General features: G+C 34.0%; 14 protein-coding genes. 6 read left to right on the top strand and 8 right to left on the bottom strand.

All coding sequences use genetic code 11. The features are described 5' to 3' along the window. The first annotated feature begins 28 nt into the window (after positions 1-28). Genes LOS86_RS12835 through LOS86_RS12850 form a run of 4 tightly spaced genes read left to right on the top strand, consistent with a single transcriptional unit; the run spans position 29 to position 4889 of the window. On the top strand, positions 29-3499 hold the full coding sequence (locus LOS86_RS12835; protein ID WP_231842470.1) for an FIDD domain-containing protein: 3471 nt from the start codon (positions 29-31) through the stop codon (positions 3497-3499). A gap of 6 nt (positions 3500-3505) precedes the next feature. Then, positions 3506-4255, top strand: coding sequence for an enoyl-CoA hydratase/isomerase family protein (locus tag LOS86_RS12840; protein WP_231842471.1), 750 nt, complete (start codon positions 3506-3508; stop codon positions 4253-4255). Next, a complete protein-coding gene (locus tag LOS86_RS12845) occupies positions 4252-4434 on the top strand; it encodes a hypothetical protein (RefSeq protein WP_231842472.1) in 183 nt (60 codons plus the stop codon). Before LOS86_RS12840 ends, LOS86_RS12845 begins: the two co-directional genes overlap by 4 nt. A gap of 2 nt (positions 4435-4436) precedes the next feature. Further along, positions 4437-4889 carry a 6-pyruvoyl trahydropterin synthase family protein gene (locus tag LOS86_RS12850; RefSeq protein ID WP_231842473.1) on the top strand — a complete coding sequence of 151 codons (453 nt, stop codon included), beginning with the start codon at positions 4437-4439 and terminating at the stop codon, positions 4887-4889. Positions 4890-4941: 52 nt separating this feature from the next. Here the strand turns inward: LOS86_RS12850 and LOS86_RS12855 are convergent, their stop codons facing one another. Genes LOS86_RS12855 through LOS86_RS12865 form a run of 3 tightly spaced genes read right to left on the bottom strand, consistent with a single transcriptional unit; the run spans position 4942 to position 13646 of the window. Further along, positions 4942-6807 (bottom strand): OmpA family protein, encoded by a 1866-nt coding sequence (locus LOS86_RS12855; RefSeq protein WP_231842474.1) that lies wholly within the window; start codon positions 6805-6807, stop codon positions 4942-4944. A 20-nt stretch (positions 6808-6827) separates the two neighbouring features. Then, positions 6828-7760: a PorP/SprF family type IX secretion system membrane protein gene (locus LOS86_RS12860; protein WP_231842475.1), complete on the bottom strand. Its 933-nt coding sequence runs from the start codon at positions 7758-7760 to the stop codon at positions 6828-6830. A gap of 45 nt (positions 7761-7805) precedes the next feature. Continuing rightward, on the bottom strand, positions 7806-13646 hold the full coding sequence (locus LOS86_RS12865) for a T9SS type B sorting domain-containing protein (RefSeq protein ID WP_231842476.1): 5841 nt from the start codon (positions 13644-13646) through the stop codon (positions 7806-7808). A 150-nt stretch (positions 13647-13796) separates the two neighbouring features. On the opposite strand from LOS86_RS12865, the gene LOS86_RS12870 reads away from it, so the two are divergent. After that, positions 13797-14549: a UDP-2,3-diacylglucosamine diphosphatase gene (locus LOS86_RS12870; protein ID WP_231842477.1), complete on the top strand. Its 753-nt coding sequence runs from the start codon at positions 13797-13799 to the stop codon at positions 14547-14549. On the opposite strand, the gene LOS86_RS12875 is transcribed toward LOS86_RS12870, so the two are convergent. The 5 genes from LOS86_RS12875 to LOS86_RS12895 form a co-directional block, all read right to left on the bottom strand. Then, positions 14546-15802 (bottom strand): MFS transporter, encoded by a 1257-nt coding sequence (locus tag LOS86_RS12875; RefSeq protein ID WP_231842478.1) that lies wholly within the window; start codon positions 15800-15802, stop codon positions 14546-14548. The two genes, LOS86_RS12870 and LOS86_RS12875, sit on opposite strands and share 4 nt — an antisense overlap. Continuing rightward, positions 15795-17495: a single-stranded-DNA-specific exonuclease RecJ gene (gene recJ, locus LOS86_RS12880; protein WP_231842479.1), complete on the bottom strand. Its 1701-nt coding sequence runs from the start codon at positions 17493-17495 to the stop codon at positions 15795-15797. Before recJ ends, LOS86_RS12875 begins: the two co-directional genes overlap by 8 nt. A gap of 148 nt (positions 17496-17643) precedes the next feature. Further along, positions 17644-18069, bottom strand: coding sequence for an OsmC family protein (locus LOS86_RS12885; RefSeq protein WP_231842480.1), 426 nt, complete (start codon positions 18067-18069; stop codon positions 17644-17646). 305 nt (positions 18070-18374) lie between these two features. After that, a complete protein-coding gene (gene rsmI, locus LOS86_RS12890; protein ID WP_231842481.1) occupies positions 18375-19058 on the bottom strand; it encodes a 16S rRNA (cytidine(1402)-2'-O)-methyltransferase in 684 nt (227 codons plus the stop codon). 180 nt (positions 19059-19238) lie between these two features. After that, positions 19239-20216, bottom strand: a complete 978-nt coding sequence (locus tag LOS86_RS12895) for a DUF8457 domain-containing protein (protein ID WP_231842482.1) — start codon at positions 20214-20216, stop codon at positions 19239-19241. Positions 20217-20317: 101 nt separating this feature from the next. Between LOS86_RS12895 and LOS86_RS12900 the strand changes: the two genes are divergently transcribed. Then, a complete protein-coding gene (locus LOS86_RS12900) occupies positions 20318-20950 on the top strand; it encodes a thymidine kinase (RefSeq protein WP_231842483.1) in 633 nt (210 codons plus the stop codon). Position 20951: the final 1 nt, after the last annotated feature.

Genomic DNA, 20951 nt, shown 5'->3' on the forward strand with positions numbered 1-20951 from the left:
AATTTTACAAGCTATGTTTAAAAATGTTATGTTAAAAAAGATTTACTACCTATTAATTTTATTTTCTACTCTTTGTTATTCTCAATTAAGTAACAAACATTGGATTCCGCCTTTACATTGTAGAGATGCGGCTTCTGTTGCTGATCATTATTTATATATCTCAACTCAAGAAGTTAATCCATTTGAAATTACAATTACGGATGGTGCGGGAAATCCGATAGGAACAAATCCATATACTATTTCAGCATCTACACCATTAACAGTTGATTTAGGCTTTGGTCAAAATACAAAAATGTTTGTTGGGCAAGAAAACGTAAACATTGTTTTAAACAACAGAGGAGTAATTATTGAGGGAACTAAAGATTTTTACGCTAGTTTTAGAGTTAGATCTCAAAATCATGCCGAAATGCTGGTTTCAAAAGGGAGACCGGGAATTGGTACAAGTTTTAGATTAGGTCACATCATAAATGAATTATTTGATAATAGGAAATCATTTGTTGCAAGTGTAATGGCAACAGAGGATAATACTAATGTAAGCTTATCTGATTATAATCCTAATGTAATTTTTACTACTAGTACGGGATCGTTAAGTGTTGCTTCGCAAAATTTCACCTTAAACGCAGGTGAGAGTATTATTTTCTCAGGCTATAGTGATGTTTCAGAAAATTTAGATGGTGCAATTGGAGCATTAATCACTTCAAACAAGCCAATTGCTGTTAATAGTGGAAATGCATTAGGAGGAATTCAACTAGGTAGTGCAGACTTTGCTCTTGATCAAATAGTATCAGCATCCCAAATTGGCGATGAATATATATTTATTGAAGGTAATGGCCTTTCAAGTATGGAATTACCACTAATTGTTGCAAACGAAGACAATACAGAGATTTACATTAATGGTTCTACAACTCCAGTAACCACAATTAATGCAGGGGAATATTTTTTAGTTGACAATAGTTATTATCAAGGTGTTTCCAATAAAAACATATATGTAAAAACTTCAAAAAATGTTTATGCTTATCAATTTGTTGGAGGAGATGTAAATACAGCAACTGCTGGATTAAATTTTATACCCCCTTTAAGTTGTTTCTTCCAAAATTCAGTAAATATTCCAAATGTAAATAGAATTGGTGGAACAATTTATACAACTGATTTAATGATATTAACTTATGCTTCTGCTGTTTTAACATTAAATGGAACACCTATTCCAAACTCACAATCTCAAACTGTTTTAGGAAATTCTGATTGGGTAACTTACAGAGTATCAAATGTTAGCAACAATATTGCTCTTGAATCCACTGGCCCTCTGGCTGTAGGAGTTTTTGGGTATGGAATTAATCTAAATAGCCCTGGCCAAGGCATTACATCAGGTTTTGCTGGTTACTATTCCGGATTTGGAAGTAATCCAGAAGACACTAATATAACGATTTGTTCAAATGAGACCATTAATCTTTTTGATGCCATCATTGGTAATCCGGGAGAGAATGGAACATGGACAACTCCAATTGGTGGTGCTCCTTTGAATAATAATATTTTTGACCCTTCTATTAATGTAGCAGGAGAATATATTTATGAATTTACAAAAGATTGTAATGCTACAGCTGTTACAATTCCAGTAAAAATTAATGTTACAATAGAACAAGCTCCTTTTGTTGGTAACAATACCACTTATTCTACATGTGTAAATGCAAATGCTATTGACTTATTTACACTTTTAGGCACAAATATAACAACTGGAGGAACATGGACGCCAGCACTTGACTCAGGGACGGGAGTTTTTAATCCTGCTGTAGATGTTTCTGGGGTTTATACTTATAAAATTGATTCAGTAGTAACTTGTAGATCAGCTTCAGCAAGTATAACGGTTACAAATAATCCTATTCCTGTGGCACCAATAATATCTGATTTTAATTTATGTGATAATGGTAATGATGGTGATGATACTAATGGTTTTGTTACATTTGATTTAACTCAAAAAAATGCCGAAATAGCCAATTTAATTCCAGATTATACAATTACTTATCATTTAGACAGTAATGAGGCTACTGCTGGAAGCAATAATATTACTTCTATTTATGCTACAAATAGAACAATATACGTTCGGTTAACAAATTCAATAAACGGATGTTATCTTACAGCTAGTTTCAACTTAGTGGTTAAACCTAAACCTGTTGTAAATTCAATCATAACTTTAAAACAATGTGATACTGATACTGATGCGAGCACAACATTTAACTTAACACAAGCAAATATTTTAATATCTACTGATACCAATTTAACATTTTCGTACCATAATAGTTTATCAGGTGCTGAAAATAATACTGATTTTGTTACTAATGAAATTTCATATTTTGCTTCAAATGGATCGGTAGTTTGGGCAAGGATTTCAAATAGTGATGGTTGTTATAGAACTTCCAAAGTTAATTTAGTTGTTTCGGCAACTACAGTACCTCAAACTTTTAGATTTCGTATTGATGATGTTTGCGACGATTATTTAAGTGCAACAGATCCTGATGGAGATGGAATCGGTTATTTTGATTTAACTGAAATTGAACCTATTTTAACAAATCAATTTCCTGTTGGTCAATCCTATACTTTTACCTATTATCTAAATCAATTAGATGCAGAAACAGAACAAAATGCAATAACTGATATTACTAATTTTAGAAATACCATTCCAAACTTTCAAGAAATATGGGTTAGAATTGAAAGTAATTTATATGAATGTGCTGGATTAGGTCCGTTTTTAGAATTAATTGTTAACCCTTTACCTGATACGGATTTAGGGGATAATTTTGTTATATGTATTGATCCTATTACCGGAATTGGTTCACAAATTGTAAACGCAACTCCTGCTACACCAGGAAATTATAGCTACAATTGGACTCCTGTAAATCCAGATGGAAATATCGCTACTTATAACATTACTTCACCTGGTACGTATAGTGTTGAAGTTACAAACGTAGATACTTCTTGTACATTTACAGATAGTGTTACAACTACGTTTTCTTCTGAACCGGAAAGTGTAAATGCTGAATTAATAACTCCAGCATTTTCTAGCGGTTTAGCTTCAATACAAGTTAATGCTATAGGTGGTTTTGGGATTTATGAATATAGTTTAGATGCTTTAGAATGGCAATCGAGCCCACTCTTTACAAATTTACCTAATGGAAATTATTCTATTTTTGTAAGAGATATTCAAGGATGTGGTTTATTAATTACTAATAGTATTCAAACTATAACTTATCCTAATTATTTTACTCCTAATGGTGATGGTTATAATGACAGATGGAACATTGAATTACCCTCTGAATATCAAGGGATAATCACTATTTATAATCGCTTTGGAAAATTATTAAAACAGTTAAACCCTGGAAGTTCTGGTTGGGATGGCACTTTTAATGGAGAACAAATGCCTTCAACAGATTATTGGTTTAAAGTTGAATATACAGAAGATAATATTAGGAAAGAATTCAAATCACATTTTAGTTTAAAGAGATAATGTATAATGGGAACAATAGAAACAAATATTTCAAATAATATTGCTACAATTACTTTTTATCATCCTTCAAGTAATTCATTTCCTAGTTCATTGCTACAGAAATTAACAAATGAAATAGATTCCTTAAGCAAAAATGATTTGGTGTCTATTCTTGTTTTAAAAAGTGCCGGTGATGGTGCATTTTGTGCTGGAGCTTCATTTAATGAATTACTTGCAGTTAGTAATTATGAGGAAGGAAGTGATTTTTTCTCAGGTTTTGCAAATGTAATTAACGCAATGAGAAGATGTCCAAAAATTATTGTTGGAAGAATACATGGTAAAGCTGTAGGTGGTGGCGTAGGATTATCTGCAGCTTGTGATTATACTTTTGCGACTACAAAAAGCGATATAAAACTATCAGAAATAGCTATTGGTATAGGTCCATTTGTAATTGAACCTGCAGTTTCAAGAAAAATAGGAAAAGTTGCTATGTCAGAAATGACGCTTACACCTACGGTTTGGAAAACCTCAAAATGGGCTTTAGAAAAAGGCTTATATACAGAAGTATTTGAATCAATAGAAGCTTTAGATGAAAGATTAAATGAATATCTAAATGAACTAGCTACCTATAATTATGAAGCTCTTGCAGAAATAAAAAAAGTGCTTTGGCAAGACACTCAGCATTGGGAGACTTTATTATACGAAAGAGCTGCAATTTCCGGACGTTTAGTTCTCTCTGATTTCACAAAAAAAGCATTAGAAAAATTTAAAAAATGAAAAGTTTAATATTATTTCTCCAACAAGTAAATGTAGAAGAAAAACTAAAAAATGCTCCTGATAGCCAATATCAAATTGGAGTTTTAATTGGGTCTTTCATACCTTTTCTTGTATTAGTTGCTTTAGCGTATACTTTGTATTACAGAGCAAAAAAGAAAGAAAAAAATTTAAATAATTAACAATGGCAAAAATTCGCATTACAAAACAATTTAGTTTTGAAACTGGCCACGCTTTATATGGATACGATGGTAAATGTAAAAATGTTCACGGACATAGTTACAAACTTTCTGTAACAGTTATAGGAACACCGATAGATGATACAAATAACGTTAAATATGGTATGGTGATTGACTTTGGTGATTTAAAAAAAATTGTAAAAGAACAAATTGTTGATGTTTTTGATCACGCTACAGTTTTTAATAAAAACACCCCACATATTGAGCTTGCCAATGAACTTGAACAACGTGGACATCATGTTATTCTTGTTGATTATCAACCTACGAGTGAAAATATGGTTGTTGATTTTTCTAATAAAATTAAAAACTTATTACCCAAAAACATTAAACTTCATTCTTTAAGACTACAAGAAACAGACACTTCTTTTGCAGAATGGTTTGCATCAGATAATGAATAAAAAAATAAAGGTCCCGATTACATCGGGACCTTTATTTTATGATGGTAGAACGTTATTTCTTCACAATTAAGAATTCACTTCTTCTGTTTTGTGCGTGTTCTTCTTCAGTACATGATTTGCAAGCTACTTTAGGTTCGCTTTCTCCAAATCCTTGTCCTGAGATTCTATCTTTTGAAATTCCTTTGCTTATTAAGTACTGAACTGTTGCTTTTGCTCTTCTGTCAGATAACTTCATATTGTAACTGTCGCTACCTCTATTATCTGTGTGCGATTTTGCGAAAATAACCATCTCTGGATGCTCGTTCATTACTACAACCAACTTATTAAGCTCTTCAGCTCCTTGTGCGGTAATATTGCTCTTGTTGAATTCAAAATAGATGGGTTGTAAAATTACTTCTGTTTCCGTAATTACTGGCATAATTGGATTCAATGACGCCTCTACTACAACTTGCTCGTTTTCTGCTTTCTTAACATCAAACACACCACTCTCGTATCCTGATTTTGATACTTGAGCACTATATGCTGTGTTACACATTACTCCCGTAATTGTTTCTCCGTTTGATGCCGATGTTTGATTTGAAATTGTTTTTTGTTTCTCATCAACTAACATTACCATAGCGCCTTCGATAACATTTCCTGTCTTTGCATCTTTTACTCTTACCAATGCTTGTACATTACAAACTGGATCTGCTTTGTAGATGTTATCTACTCCATCTCTGTTACTTGAGAAGAATCCTACTTTCTTTGTTACATTGTATGTGAAAGCAAAATCGTCTTTTGATGTATTTACTGGTTCACCAACATTCATGGCTTCTGTACCTTTATTCAAATCCATCTTAAATACATCCAATCCTCCAAATCCTGTTTTTCCGTTTGAAGAGAAAAACAAAATATTGTCATCTGTAATGAATGGAAAACTCTCGTTTGCCTCTGTATTTACTTTAGCTCCTAAGTTTTCTGGTGCTCCGTATTCATCTCCATTTACCGATACTTTCCAAATATCTTCTCCTCCAAATCCGCCTGGCATATTTGATGAGAAGTACAATGTTTTTCCATCTTTACTTATACTCGGATTTCTTACATCATACTCTTTATTGTTAAATGGAAGTGGTTTAGCATTTACCCACTTATCTCCTTCTTTTGTAGCTTTATAAAGATATATTTTACCAAATTTTGCATTCTTTGCTTTATCTTTTGTAAACTCTTTTTCATTAAAACTCTCACTACCATAATACATTGTAGTTCCATCACTTGATATACTCACCGGTCCATCATGCCATTTGGTATTGATGTTATCCACTGCTACAGCATCGCTAATAGTACCATTTGAATTGTAAGTAGCTTTATAGATGTCTAAATAAGGCTCTTCGTTCCATCCACTGGTTTTTCTTGATGTGTTTCTTGAACTTGAAAAATACACATTGTTATCATTTGTAAGTACAGCTCCAAAATCAGTCTTATCACTACTTACATCTGATTTTGCTACATCATACAACTTAGTTTGTCCTTGTAACTCTGGAAGGTAGTTTGGATTGCTTTTAAATGCTTTTGCTCTTTGATCATTTGGAGCTAACTGTGCAAATTGTTGCATTTGTTTGTCGGCTTCTTTAAAATTCCCTTCTGCTTTTAGCATTTGAGCATATTTGTAATACGTCTCAGCATCTTGCTTTTGCTCCACTACTTTTGCGTACCACTTTACCGCTTCTTTGGTATTAAATACATTATAGTAACTCTCTGCTAATTGCTTGTAAACGTAACTATCTGCTTTATTACCTTCGGCTAATTTTAAATATTCTTTTGCCGCATCAACATACTCGTATCTATCAAATAACTTATCGGCTGCCTTTGTGTATTGGTTTTGTGCACTAATAATTCCACTAGCCATCACAAAACTTAATGTTATATATAAATTTCTCATTGTGTCCTTGGTGTTTTAGGTTAGAAGAATCTTGGTGAACTCGATACTTTCTTTGGGAAGTTCAAATCAAATAACAAGATAAGCTCATGTGATGATGGGGTTGTTACCTTTAAATCAGAAACAATATGATCATACGCATAGCCTATTCGAATTGATGGTGTAACCGCATAATTTAACATAGCACCAAAACTATCTTCTAAACGATAAGTTCCTCCTACTTCAAACTTCTGGTTGAATAAAAAGTTAGCCGATAAATCTAATGATGTTGGTGCGCCAAAGGCCGATTTCATCATGAAAAATGGCTTGAATTTTACAGTTTCATTGATATCAAAAACATATCCCCCTGTTAAAAAATAATGTGATACCTCTGATCCAAATTCTAACTCATCTCCAGTGCGCTGGATATCTAAATGTTTTGACTTTAACATATTAGGAACCGATAATCCTAAATAATACTTATTGGTATAATAGAAAAATCCTGATCCTAAATTAAAATAGGTATTGCTGATATCTTCACTAAATGCAGGGTCTGTTGGTTGCGGCAAAGTATAATTAATATCGCTATACAAACCTACATTATGAAAGGTTAAGCCCATTTTTAATCCAAATGCTAACTTATGATCTCCTCCTAAATTTAATGTATATGAAAAATCCCCATACACATTGTTCTCCTCTACCGGACCTATCTTGTCAGAAATAAAACTTAATCCCAATCCAACATTCTTACCAACTGCAGTGTGCCCAAAAAACGTACCAGTCGTTGGAGCATCCTCTATCTCAACCCATTGTTTTCTATATAACAATCCCATAGATAAATTCTCCTTACTACCAGCATACGCAGGATTCATTACACTCATATTATACATGTATTGCGTATAATGTGGATCTTGTTGTGCTTGTAATTCTACAATCGTAGAAAATACAACTAAAGCTACTAAATATAGTTTCTTCATTATTCTTATTTTTTATGGCTGCCACTTTCGTAGCAGCCTTTTTAATTATTGCTGTCTGTTAATATATACCCATCCTGTTTTAGCAGGTAAACCATTAAATTCAATCACATAATAGTATGTTCCATCTGGTAACTCATTTCCATTATCAGATTGTCCATGCCATTCATTAGAATAATTTGATTTACTAAATACTTTAGTTCCATATCTGTTAAAGATCTCCACTTTAGTAACGTCATATCCTGATAAATCCCAATCATCATTATCTCCATCATTATTTGGAGAAATACCTTTTGGAATCTCACAACCAATAACATTAATATCCATAGTAGTAACATCTGCACAGAAAGCAACATCAGGTGTAAATGTATATGTTACAATTCCCACTTGTGAAGTATTCACTACTGAAGGGCTCCATGTACCTGTTATACCTTCATTAGATTCTAATGGTAATTGAATACTTGCGCCAAGACATAAATCATCTACTTGTGTAAAAGTAGGCATTGATCTATCATCAATTGTAACATCAATTGTACCAACAGCAGCACATTGACCAGCATTTGGTGTAAATGTATAAGTTGTTGTACCAATGATAGATGTATCTATTGTTGCTGGTGACCAAACTCCAGAATATCCTTCGATAGATGTAGCTGGTAATGTTGCTACAGTTCCTTCACAAACCCCAACAATATTATTAAATGTTGATGGATTATTTGGTGAAATAACTATAGTAGCTTGACTACTACCTGCATTTAAACAATTTGTAGCATCAATAGCTACGGAATAAGTAACTACATAAGTACCCGGTGTACTTAATGCTAAATCAATAACACCTGTTATAGGGTCTATTGACAGACCTACAGTTGAGCTATAAACTCCACCTGAAGCAAACCCTGCAGCAGAAGTATTTGGAGATGGATTTGTTGCATCCGAAATACAAACTGGTGTTGGGTAAGAAATTGTAGTAACTGGATCTGCATATACAACTGGATTAATTGTAAAACTCAAAGGATTTGAATTACAACCAGTCACTAAATCTGTTGCAATTAATGTGTAATTTCCAGGTGCTACTCCAGTAAAGTTAGTACTTGCTTGAGTTGTTGTTGTTACACCGTCGCTTAAAGTATATTCATAATTAGTTACATATAAGCTATAAATACCCACATCTGAATAATCAGGAAGATTCGGAGCTGTATTTGTCCAATCGATAACATCCCAATCAGCAGGATCCCAAGTCATTGTAGGTAAAACCGCTGTTGTAATTCTTCTGTAGTTGTAACCAACACCTCCTGCTGGAGTAAAGATTACTTGGTTAACACCCCAATTATCTAATTCAACATCAGTACTTGTAGTTAAAATAATGTTATCATTATTATTAACTCCAGCACATGTTGTGAAAGTTAAATCAGGAACAATACCTCCTTGATTTGCACTATTACTTAACTTCACAACAACTACATCATCATTTGCAAGAATACCACTTAAAGGTAAATTACAAGTTGGAGTACCTGTTGCATTTGTATAAACTTTTAATTTATAGTTTGCTAAATCTACAGCACTTCCAGTTCCATTATAAATTTCAACATAAGTTAAAGACCCTGAAGTATGATCTGTTATCTCTGAAATAAATAAATCCGTTGGAATATTTATTTGATTATTAATTGGAGAAGTTACAGTAAATGAAGCCGTTTGATCAGCACAAACTGGTGTTTGCGTTATATTGATTACCGGTACAGGAATAGAAGTAACAACTATTGTACTAGTTTGTCCAGGAGTAACATTACTACAAATACCTAAAGTAACACCCGTTAATTCTAAAGTTACATCTGCTGTTGGTAACGTAATTGAAACCGTAACAGAACCCGTTGCATCAATAGTAGCTATTTGAGTAGCCCCACCATTAATAGTATAAGAAACTGTTGCATTAGGTGTTCCAGAAATTACAAAATCAGCATTACCAACTCCTAAACATATATTACTATCTACAACAGCTAAAGTTGCTGTTGGAAGATCATTAACCAAAACAGATGCAGAATTTGTAACTAAAATTGAACACGATGGATTAAAAATACTTACTAATTGTAATGTAATAGTACTTGGTACTGGATTCGTAACAGTAACAGTTGCTAAACCAGTTGTTGCATCTAATGCAATTGTTTGGATTACACCACCATTAATTGTGTAGTTCACATTAAATCCAGGAGAACCTTCAATAGTAAATACTGCATTATCACCTACACAAATTTCATTGTTTGAAGTAACTTGTGTAATGCTTGGTGAGAAATTAGTAATTACAATAGGAGTAGCAACAAAAATATCACAACCGTTTACTTGGAAATTAAAATCAGCATATGAACCTGCGTCTAATCCAGCAATAATAATTTGACCATTTGAATTTGCAATGTAATTTGTTGGCCCAACTACTACTGTGTCATCTGTGTAAGTAACTGTGTACGTTTCACCTGCAATAAATCCTGAAGCAGTAATTGTTGCGTTTGAACTACCACATTGTTCATTTGTGAATGTGAAAACAGGTAAAGCTTGAATAGTAAAATTAGCTTTAAAATTATTTCCACTATTATTCACAAATATAGTATCGTCACAATCTGTTGTACTGTTATTATCTCCAGTTAAATCAAAATAAACTTCTATAACATAATTACCAGAAGGATAATTTGTTAAATCTATTGGAGATTCAGCATTATTTAATACTTCTTGCCATTTTTGATCACCTGGATTACAAGTTCCACCCGAAGCAAAATTTCCAGCAACACAATCATCGAAGAATGGTAAATTTAATACTGTAAAAGCTCCAGGAGTAGCAGTTGCTTCATAAACTCTATAATTTAATCTAGCACTACATACATTTGAAGTTGGAGTTTTAAATGATTTTAATTCACCTCCTCTAAAAATTAAATTTCCTGAGTTTTGAACATAAATTCCTAGATCTGAACTTGGGAAAACATTTGCAGCAGGTCCAATTAAATCAGAACCAATTCCAGTAACATTATAAAATTCTCCTTCTGTAGCAGTATTTGTACAATCTTGAATCCAAACTGCTGTTGCGAAAGAATTAAAAGTACAAGTACCTAAGATTTCAACACTCATTTCAAATGTAGGAGAACATGGGAAAGTTGCAACATCTGGAGTGAAAATATATAAGAAAGTACCAGGTGTAGCCGTATCAATTTCAGTAACTGGATTTCCAGATAATGACCATTGACCTGTTACACCATTAATTGAAGTATTACTCAATGCAATATTTGGACTACCAGAACATACAGATCCAGGAGTTGCAAATGTTGGAACAATAGTTTCATTAAGTGTAACAACTATTTCGTCTTCAATATTATTAATTCCACAAGTAATTCTTACTTTATATGTTCCTGATTGATAAACAGTTAATGTGCTTGTTGTTTCTCCTGGAATAACTACCCCATTAAAGAACCATTCATAAGCATCTGCTGTTGTATTAGAAGAAACTATTTGATAAGAATCCGCACAAAGTGTTTGATCAGGACCTAAACTTGTACTACAAACAATATCACAATTTGTTGCACCAGCTCCAGTTCCATTTAAATTAGTTTGGGTAAATGATACAGTACCTGGTTGACCACTAAAATTTGTAATCAACACAATATAAATATCATTCAATTGTGCATTATTAATTGAGAAATTTTCAATAGATACAAAAGAGTAACTACAAGAAGCGATATTATTTGGTATTGTTAAATTTCCATCAGGGAAATCATATAAATCATTACAAGAAGTAGCAAATTCTGCTGGAGTAAAAGGCCCCCAAACAATATAGTCTACGTCAATTCCATTACCATTTGTACCAACTTGAGAAATCTGAAAATTTAAATTCCCAGACTGACTTACCTGCATAAAATACCACGATGGGTTAGGGGTAGTAGATAAGCATCCAATACTTCCATAACTAGGTACTCCTACTGAGTTAGTATAAACTAATCCTGTATCACCACAAAATGCCGAAGCATCTGAACAATCTACTGGAGTACCAACACATAAAGTAAAAGTTGTGTTTTGACCTGGAGTAGCAGTTGTAGAATAAACCCTAATATAATAAGTTTGACCTGGAACTAAACTAGCAGCAACACTGTTTTCGTTATCACTACAATATAATTGTGTTAGTGCTCCACAAGTCCCAGAATATACAACATGATATAAATCTGTAGTACTTCCAGCAATATTTACTAAAGATATGGTGTGAGTTCCTTCAGTCGCTGTAAATTGAAACCATACGTCATCATCGTCTGTTCCTCCACAAGTATTAGGATCAGTTGATGCAGTAGCCCCTAAAACAGTTCCTTCAACAAAATTTATACAAGCTGTTCCCGTATTTACTGGAACACTAATTGCATCTGCACATTCATCATTTGATATAAGAGTAGCAAATGTAGCACCAACTGAAACATCACTTTCATCTACCCCTAAACTACAAATAGATCTAACATAAGCTTTATATTGAGTTCCCGAGTTTAATCCTGTATACAAATAAGGTCTTGTTGAAGTTGTTTGCCAACCTGGAGTTGCAGCCGTAGGAACTGGAGAATTTGCAGGCAAAACCAAAACCTGCCATTGAGTTGCAGGACCATTTTCAATCCAATTTATCAATGCATCGGTTTCACCGATAGCATTAAAAGTAACATTTGAAGGTCTAGGACAAGTAGGAGGTGGAGTACATGTAACATTTGCAGTCCATCCTGGTCTAGTAACAGAACCATCACTTCTAAATCTAAATGTCAAACAGCCACTAGGACTAGATGCTGTAAAAGGGCCAATAATTGTTGTACCCCAAAAACCACCACTAATCCCTGCATTAGGACCTAAACCATTACCTAATCCACTATCAATAATTGGCGATGCTATTGAATTACCATCATACACATACAATGCATCCCATCTATCTTCCACATTAAAAGAGGTAAAGGTAACAGTTACTATATCACCTGGATTTGTTGGACATATAGTAGTAATAATATCTTCATTACTAGAATACGATCCTGTTGAACCACCAGAATCAATAAAGTTTCCTCCACAAACAGGAGGTAATGCTGTTGTTGTAAAATTTCCTCCAGTAGACCATGAACTAACATTATCTGTTCCGCAAATTGCTCTTACATAATATGTGTAATTTGTTAGTGGAGAAAGTCCTGTTAAAGTATGAGGATTTGACACAGGAGTAACAATTGTTCCTGTTCCTTGTACAAAACCAGCAGGCCCATATTCAATTTCAAATTGAGTTGCAGATCCTGTGAAAGTCCAAGACAATTCAGCACTTGTTGAAAGCGGTATTGAGTTAACATTTGTAGGAGCAAAACACTGTTCATCTACATTTACATTATCTATAATCCAAGCATCTCCATTATCATTTTCCATAACAAATGCTATGTAAACACTTTGACCAACATATGCCGTCAAAGGAATTATTTTTTGTTCAAATGGAGCATTAATAATATCTAACTCCGTGTAAGGAGGTGTTACAATATCAACAAAAGTTGTTTGATCTGTTTGAGAAGTAGTAGAAATTTTTACTTTGTAAACACTTCCTTGTTCTCCATTTGCTATAGATCTAGCAAAAAAACGAAGTTGACCATTTACAGGAACATTCACTAATGGAGTAACCATCCAGTCTTCAGCAATTCCTGTAACGTTTTCTCTGTTAATAATTGCAGCTTTTGTACCTGCATACACCCAGCCTAATCCAGTAGCTGTTGTTGTAGTCCAACTTCTAGTTAAACCAATTCCATTGTCACCAATATGCCATCCAGCAGGAGGAAATGTCGCACCTTCAAAACCTTCGGAAAGTTGTCCAAAGCTTATAAAAGTGGATAATGACATGAAAAAAAATAATAATTTTTTCATTGTTAAGATATAGTTATAGTTTGATTAATTTTTCAAAGTTACACAATTAATTTAGTCATCAACTTAATATCGATAAAATACTTTTTTTATCGACAAAAAGCATCGGTGAAAAATTGATTTTTTATGTATATTTGTAAAAAGTAAGAAGTATTGAAATCCAATAGAAAAATTTATTTCGCATCTGACCAACACTTTGGCGCGCCCACACCTGATGCAAGCTTTCCTAGAGAACAAAAATTTATTCAATGGCTAGATCTTGTTAAACAAGATGCCGATGCTATTTTTTTACTTGGTGATTTATTCGATTTTTGGTTCGAATACAAAACGGTTGTCCCTAAAGGTTTTGTAAGAGTTTTAGGAAAATTAGCCGAAATAAAAGACTCTGGTATTCCAATTTATTTTTTTGTAGGAAATCATGATTTATGGATGCACGATTATTTCCAAAAAGAGTTAAATATTCCCGTTTATCATGATAATCAAGAATTCACTTTTAACGGGAAAACGTTTTTAATTGGTCATGGAGATGGTAAAGGGCCAGGTGATATGGGTTATAAACGAATGAAAAAAGTGTTTACCAATCCGTTTTCGAAATGGTTATTTCGTTGGTTACATCCTGATATTGGTGTGAAATTAGCTCAATATTTATCGGTAAAAAACAAACTGATTTCTGGAGCAGAGGATGTAAAATATTTAGGAGAAGATAACGAATGGTTAGTACAATATTGCAAAAGAAAATTAGAAACTAAAGAATACAATTTCTTCGTTTTCGGTCATCGTCATTTACCTTTGGAAATCGAATTGACTGAAAATTCCAAGTACATCAACTTAGGCGATTGGATTGGTTACTTCACCTATGGTGTTTTTGATGGCGAAAAAATGGAACTGAAAGAATTCAAAAACTAAATCGTTTCTAAATCTTTTTCAATATCCAATTCTCTAAATTTTGGTGAGGCTACAGCTGTAACTCCAACAATTCCTAAGGTCATCATTCCGCCAAAAACAACCGCAGGAACCACTCCCATAATTTTAGAAGCCAAGCCGCTTTCAAAAGCACCAAGTTCATTAGATGAACCCACGAAAATTGAATTCACAGAAGACACACGTCCTCGCATATGGTCAGGTGTGTAAATTTGAAGAATCGTTTGACGAATTACTACTGAAATTCCATCGGTAACGCCACTCAAAAATAAAGCTACTACGGATAACCAAAAGTTAGTCGATAAACCAAAAACAATAATACAAATTCCAAATCCGAAAACAGCTAATAATAACTTTTTACCTGCTTTTTGATGTAACGGAATTGAAGTTGAAATCAACATCGTAATTAATCCTCCAATAGCTGGAGCTGCTCTTAAAATTCCGAATCCTTCCGAACCTACTTTTAAAATATCTTGCGCAAAAATGGGCAATAAAGCAACAGCTCCACCAAATAAAACCGCAAACATATCTAAAGAAATAGCATTCAAAATAGGTTTTGAACTAAATACAAAAGACAATCCTTCTTTCAAACTTTTGAAAATAGGTTCGCCTAATTTTGGATTTAAAATCGGTTTTTTTTCAATTTGTGTTAGCACGATTAAAGCCATAATCACACAAAAAACCACAAAAACCAACGACCAAAACGCACCAACCCAACCAATAGCAAATCCCGCTAAAGCAGGACCAATTACAGCCGCCACTTGCCAAGTAGAACTACTCCATGTAGCTGCGTTAGGTTGCTCTTTTTTAGGAATAATCAATCCCAATAAACTAAAAACGGATGGAATTAAAAAAGCACGAATGATTCCACCCACAAAAACTAAAGCGTAAATTCCGTACAAAATGGTATTTTTTGAAAAAGAATCGATAAAATTTGGATGAACCAATAAACACAAAAAAGCGCTAATTGTAGCTAATCCTGAAAAACATTTAATCAATAAGCCTTTTTTCTCGTTTTGATCTACAATATGTCCGGCAAACAACGCCATACTTATGGCTGGAATGATTTCCATCAAACCAATTAATCCCAATGATAGCGGGTCTTTTGTGAGGCGATACACTTCCCACTCAATCAATACAAATTGCATTGACCAAGCCAAGACAATAAACAATCGCATGGCTAAAAACCAGCGAAATTCGGGTATTCGTAAAGATGAAAATGGGTCTTTTTTAGCCATTTGAAGCTTTGATATCACGGAATTGCAATTGCAAAGTTACAGTATCTTTCCATTCATTTTCTTCTAAGGAGAAAATTGCTTCAAATTTATTTTTGTTGGTAACCAAGTCTAATTTATTCCCCAATCCAAAACCAATCGCTCCAAAAGATTCCGAATTTCCTTGTTTTATGAATGCTTTCAAGTGTTCGTTATCAGAACCCAATGTTTTCGCATAACCAGAATCCGTTAATCCTTTCGCTAAGAATAAAGGCGTCATATTTTCAGGTCCGAATGGTTCGAATTGTTTCAACAAGCGCATTAACTTTGGATTGATTTCGGATAATTCGATTTCGGCATCGTATGAAATTTCAGGTGTCAACAAATCGGGATGAATGGTTTCTTGCACGACTTTTTCGAAAGCATTTTTGAAATTTTCGTAGTTTTCTTCTAAAAGCGTCATTCCTGCAGCATACATGTGGCCACCGAATTGTTCCAAATGTTCTGCACACGCTTCCAACGCATTATAAACATCAAAATCTTTTACAGAACGTGCCGAAGCAGCTAATTTTTCGCCACTTTTTGTAAAAACAATCGTTGGACGATAGTAATTTTCTACCAATCTTGAAGCGACAATTCCGATAACACCTTTGTGCCAATTTTCTTGATATACAACAGTTGAAAATCGGTTTTGTTCGTTATTTTCTTCAATTTGAAGTAAAGCTTCTTTCGTAATTTGTTTGTCTAATTCTTTTCTATCGGAATTATGCTGTTCGATTTCAGAAGCAAATTGTTCCGCTTGATCTAAATCGTATTCAGTTAATAAAGCAACCGCTTCGTTTCCGTGCTTGATTCTTCCTGCTGCATTGATTCTTGGTGCGACGATAAAAACTACATCCGTAATCGTCAAGACTTTTTTCTTTACATTCTGAATCAACGCTTTGATGCCTGGTCGCGGATTCGAATTAATAACTTCTAAACCAAATTTCGCCAACACTCGATTTTCACCAGTAATCGGAACAATATCTGCTGCAATTGCTATTGCTACTAAATCTAAATATCCCACTAAATCTTCAATGGTTTGATTTCGATTTTCGGCTAAAGCTTGAATCAATTTAAATCCAACACCACAACCACACAATTCATCATATGGATACGAACAATCTTCGCGTTTTGGATCTAAAACCGCAACGGCTTCGGGCAAAATATCACCAGGTCGGTGATGGTCGCAAATAATGAAATCGATGTTTTTTACTTTGGCGTAATTCACGTGGTCAATTGATTTGATGCCACAATCCAAAGCGATAATTAAGGAAATATCATTGTCTTCGGCATAATCAATTCCCATGTAAGAAATGCCGTAACCTTCTGCATATCTATCTGGAATATACGTCGCAACATTCGGATAAAAAGTACGTAAATAACTCGAGACTAGGGAAACAGCGGTTGTTCCATCGACATCGTAATCTCCAAAAACTAAGATATTTTCGTTGTTAGCAATGGCTTTTTCAATTCGCGCAACAGCTTTGTCCATATCTTTCATAAGATACGGATTGTGCAAATCGGCTAAAGTGGGACGGAAAAAAGTTTTGGCTTGTTCGAAGGTTTCAATACCTCGTTGAACTAAAAGTGTCGCGACAATTTCATCGACTTGAAGTGCTTGCTGAATGGCTTGTACTTTTTCTGGATTTGGCTTAGATTTTGGATTCCAACGCATAGTTTAATTACAAATTAAAAATTATGAATTATTTATTTTGGCTTATATAATTGAATGACAAAGGTATAAAAATTTTTTATTTCAGCCACAGATTGCACTGATTATACGGATTAAATCCGTGAAAATCTGTAGAATCCGTGGCAAAAAATTATAATTTATGGTAAAAAATCGCCACCTCAACTTTTGCAAATTGGCGGAACATTTCCATCACGCCACAATATTTTTCTACCGATAAATTCACGGCTTTTTCTAGCTTTTTCTCGTCTAAATTGTTGCCATAAAAATGGTAATCCACTTTTACTTTGTGATACGTTTTTGGATGTTCTTCGGTTAGTTCACCTGAAGTTTCAATTTTAAAATCGGCTACTTCTAATTTCATTTTCTCCATTAAAGAAGCAACGTCTAAACCGGTGCAACCCGCTAAAGCCGATAACATCAACGCCTTTGGACGCAAGCCTTTTCCTTCGCCTCCATTTTCAGGACCAGCATCAATTGAAATAATATCGCCACTTGGGTTAGTGGACTCAAATTGCATGTTACCTTTCCAGGTAGTAGTTATGTTGTGTGTTTCCATATTTTTTAAATATTATGCCATTGAACAAAATTTGCAATTAATGCTAAACATTTTTAGAATCCATAATGCTATATTAAGAGCAAATAACAATAATAGAAAACCGTTTTTATTTTTCTTGAAAAAAATCAAGTATAAAGAAAATATAAAACTTATTACAGCAACCAAAAAAGTAATTATCATTAAATAATCTCCATTTGCTGAATGACTATTTGCAAAAATTTGAATATTAGGAATGATTCCAAAATAAATAACAATGTTTGTTACAATTATGACAAAAAGAAAAAATCCTATTTTCTTAAAACTCATTATCCTTTAATCTTGATTAATCCTCCAACACAAACCACAATCTCTCCTTTAGCCGGTTTCGCTTCAAAGTGTTTTAAGACTTCTTCGGCGGTTCCTCTAATGGTTTCTTCGTGTAATTTGGATAATTCTCGAGATACTGAAACCGGTCTGTCAGCGCCGAAATATTGTGCAAATTCGGCTAAGGTCTTGTTTAATTTGTGTGGCGATACATAGAAAATCATCGTGCGATATTCTTCTTGTAAGGCTAAAAATCGGGTTTGTCTTCCTTTTTTATCAGGTAAAAAACCTTCGAAAACGAATTTATCGTTTGGCAAACCGCTATTCACCAAAGCGGGTACAAAAGCTGTTGCTCCTGGCAAACATTCCACGGCAATTCCGTTTTCCACACAAGCGCGCGTAAGCAAAAATCCAGGATCGGAAATGGCTGGAGTTCCCGCATCGCTAATTAAAGCAATGGTTTCGCCTGCTTGTAATCGCTTCACCAAATTTTCAACGGTTTTGTGTTCGTTGTGCATGTGGTGGCTGTGCATGTGTGTAGCAATTTCGAAGTGTTTTAGCAATTTTCCACTGGTGCGCGTATCTTCTGCTAAAATTAAATCGACTTCTTTTAGTACTTTAATCGCACGAAAAGTCATGTCTTCTAAATTGCCAATTGGCGTTGGAACGATATATAATTTACTCATTTAAAACTATTTATAAACTCGAATTTCACGAATTAGCACTAATTAACTATGTATGCTAAACAAAACTCAAACAAGAAAAACCTATGTTTCTATGTGGTTAAACTAAAAACACGAATTTCAAGAATTAGCTCGAATTCCGTAAAGGAAATCTGCAACTGAAAACTGAGACTGCGACTAAAACTAACTAAACTTCTTCTCCACAATTTCCATGAAACGCGTTTCGAATTCTTCCGCTCCTTCCCAATTGTTATAATCTGGCTTTACGAAATCATCTACAAAAGCTTTTGCTTCTTCAAAACTATCAAACGTATTCAATTGCGAAACTACACGATTAAAATCATCGGGACTTCCGCCAAACAATTTTTTCTCAAATCCAATTCTATCATTCAAACCAAAAGAAATCGCCTTGTTTAATCTGTCGTTTAAAGAACTGATTTTTGGTTCTTGAGTTACTTTTTCAAAAGTTGCTTTTACTTCTTCTTCTAAAACTTTTGGTTCCGAAGCTTCGGAATCAGCAACACGCTCAGGGATTACAACCTCTTCTACTTCTACTTTTACAGTTTCAACTGCTTCAAAAATTGTATCGTTTGCTTTTTCAACTTCTGAAGGAACATCTTCAACCTTTACAAATTCTAATTCTTGATAATCGTGTACCAATAAATCTTCAAACGAAATTTGTTTCGCAGGTTCTTCTACTTTTGGTTCCGAAACTTCGGAATCGGCAACTGGTGCTTCTTCGATTATTTCTTCTTCAACTGGTTCTTCTTCCATTGGAGCCATCGCAACTTCCTCTTCTTCATCTTCTACAATCAACTCCGCCACCACAATTTTTTCTTCATCGATTGGAGTTGCTTCTGTAATAGGTTCCGAAGCTTCAGAATCAACCACTGTTTCTTCTTTTGCAATCGCAACTTCTTCCACAATAGGAATTGGTTGTTCAAAAACATCGACTTGCTTTCCTTCTAATTTTGCTTCTAAAACTTCTTCTGAAATTTCGGGTTTTACCAATTCAAAATTCTCTTCATAAAAGCGTAAAATCGTCAATTGATCGTACAAATTTTTAGCTTCTTGCTGCAATTGAACCGTTTCTGAATGGTTTTTTAACTTTAAAATTCGGTGGGCAATACTGATTAATTCAGCGGTTACTCTTTTCTTCATAACTTTATTGGATGGAATTGAATATATCGATACTTTTTTAATAATTTTGTTTTGATTACAAATGTAACAGAAAATAATTTTTAACGTACGAAAGATACAAAATGTTTCTCGAAAATACCGTAAATCAACAAGAACAATTTGGCTGGATTGAAGTAATTTGTGGCTCCATGTTTTCGGGTAAAACCGAAGAATTGATTCGCCGCTTAAAACGCGCCCAGTTTGCCAAACAAAAAGTAGAAATCTTCAAACCGGCTGTCGACACTCGATATGACGATGAAATGGTGGTTTCGCACAACAAAAATGAAATCCGTTCTACACCCGTTCCTGTTGCTGAAAATATTCGAATTTTAGCTCAAGGTTGCGATGTGGTGGGTATTGACGAAGCCCAATTTTTCGATGAAGAAATTGTTGCCGTTTGTAATGATTTGGCCAATTCAGGAATTCGAGTGATTGTCGCTGGATTGGACATGGATTTTAAAGGAAATCCGTTCGGACCGATGCCTGCACTTATGGCTACAGCCGAATATGTTACCAAAGTACACGCCGTTTGTACTCGCACTGGAAATTTAGCGCATTATAGTTTTAGAAAATCGGATGATAAAAGATTAGTAATGCTTGGTGAAACTGAAGAATATGAACCGTTAAGCCGTGCTGCTTATTTCAAAGCTATTCGTGAAAACATGGAAGTGAAAGATGTTGAAATTGTAAACAAGCAAAAAGACGATACTCAATAAA

The organism is Flavobacterium cyclinae (assembly GCF_021172145.1).
Lineage (GTDB): Bacteria > Bacteroidota > Bacteroidia > Flavobacteriales > Flavobacteriaceae > Flavobacterium > Flavobacterium cyclinae.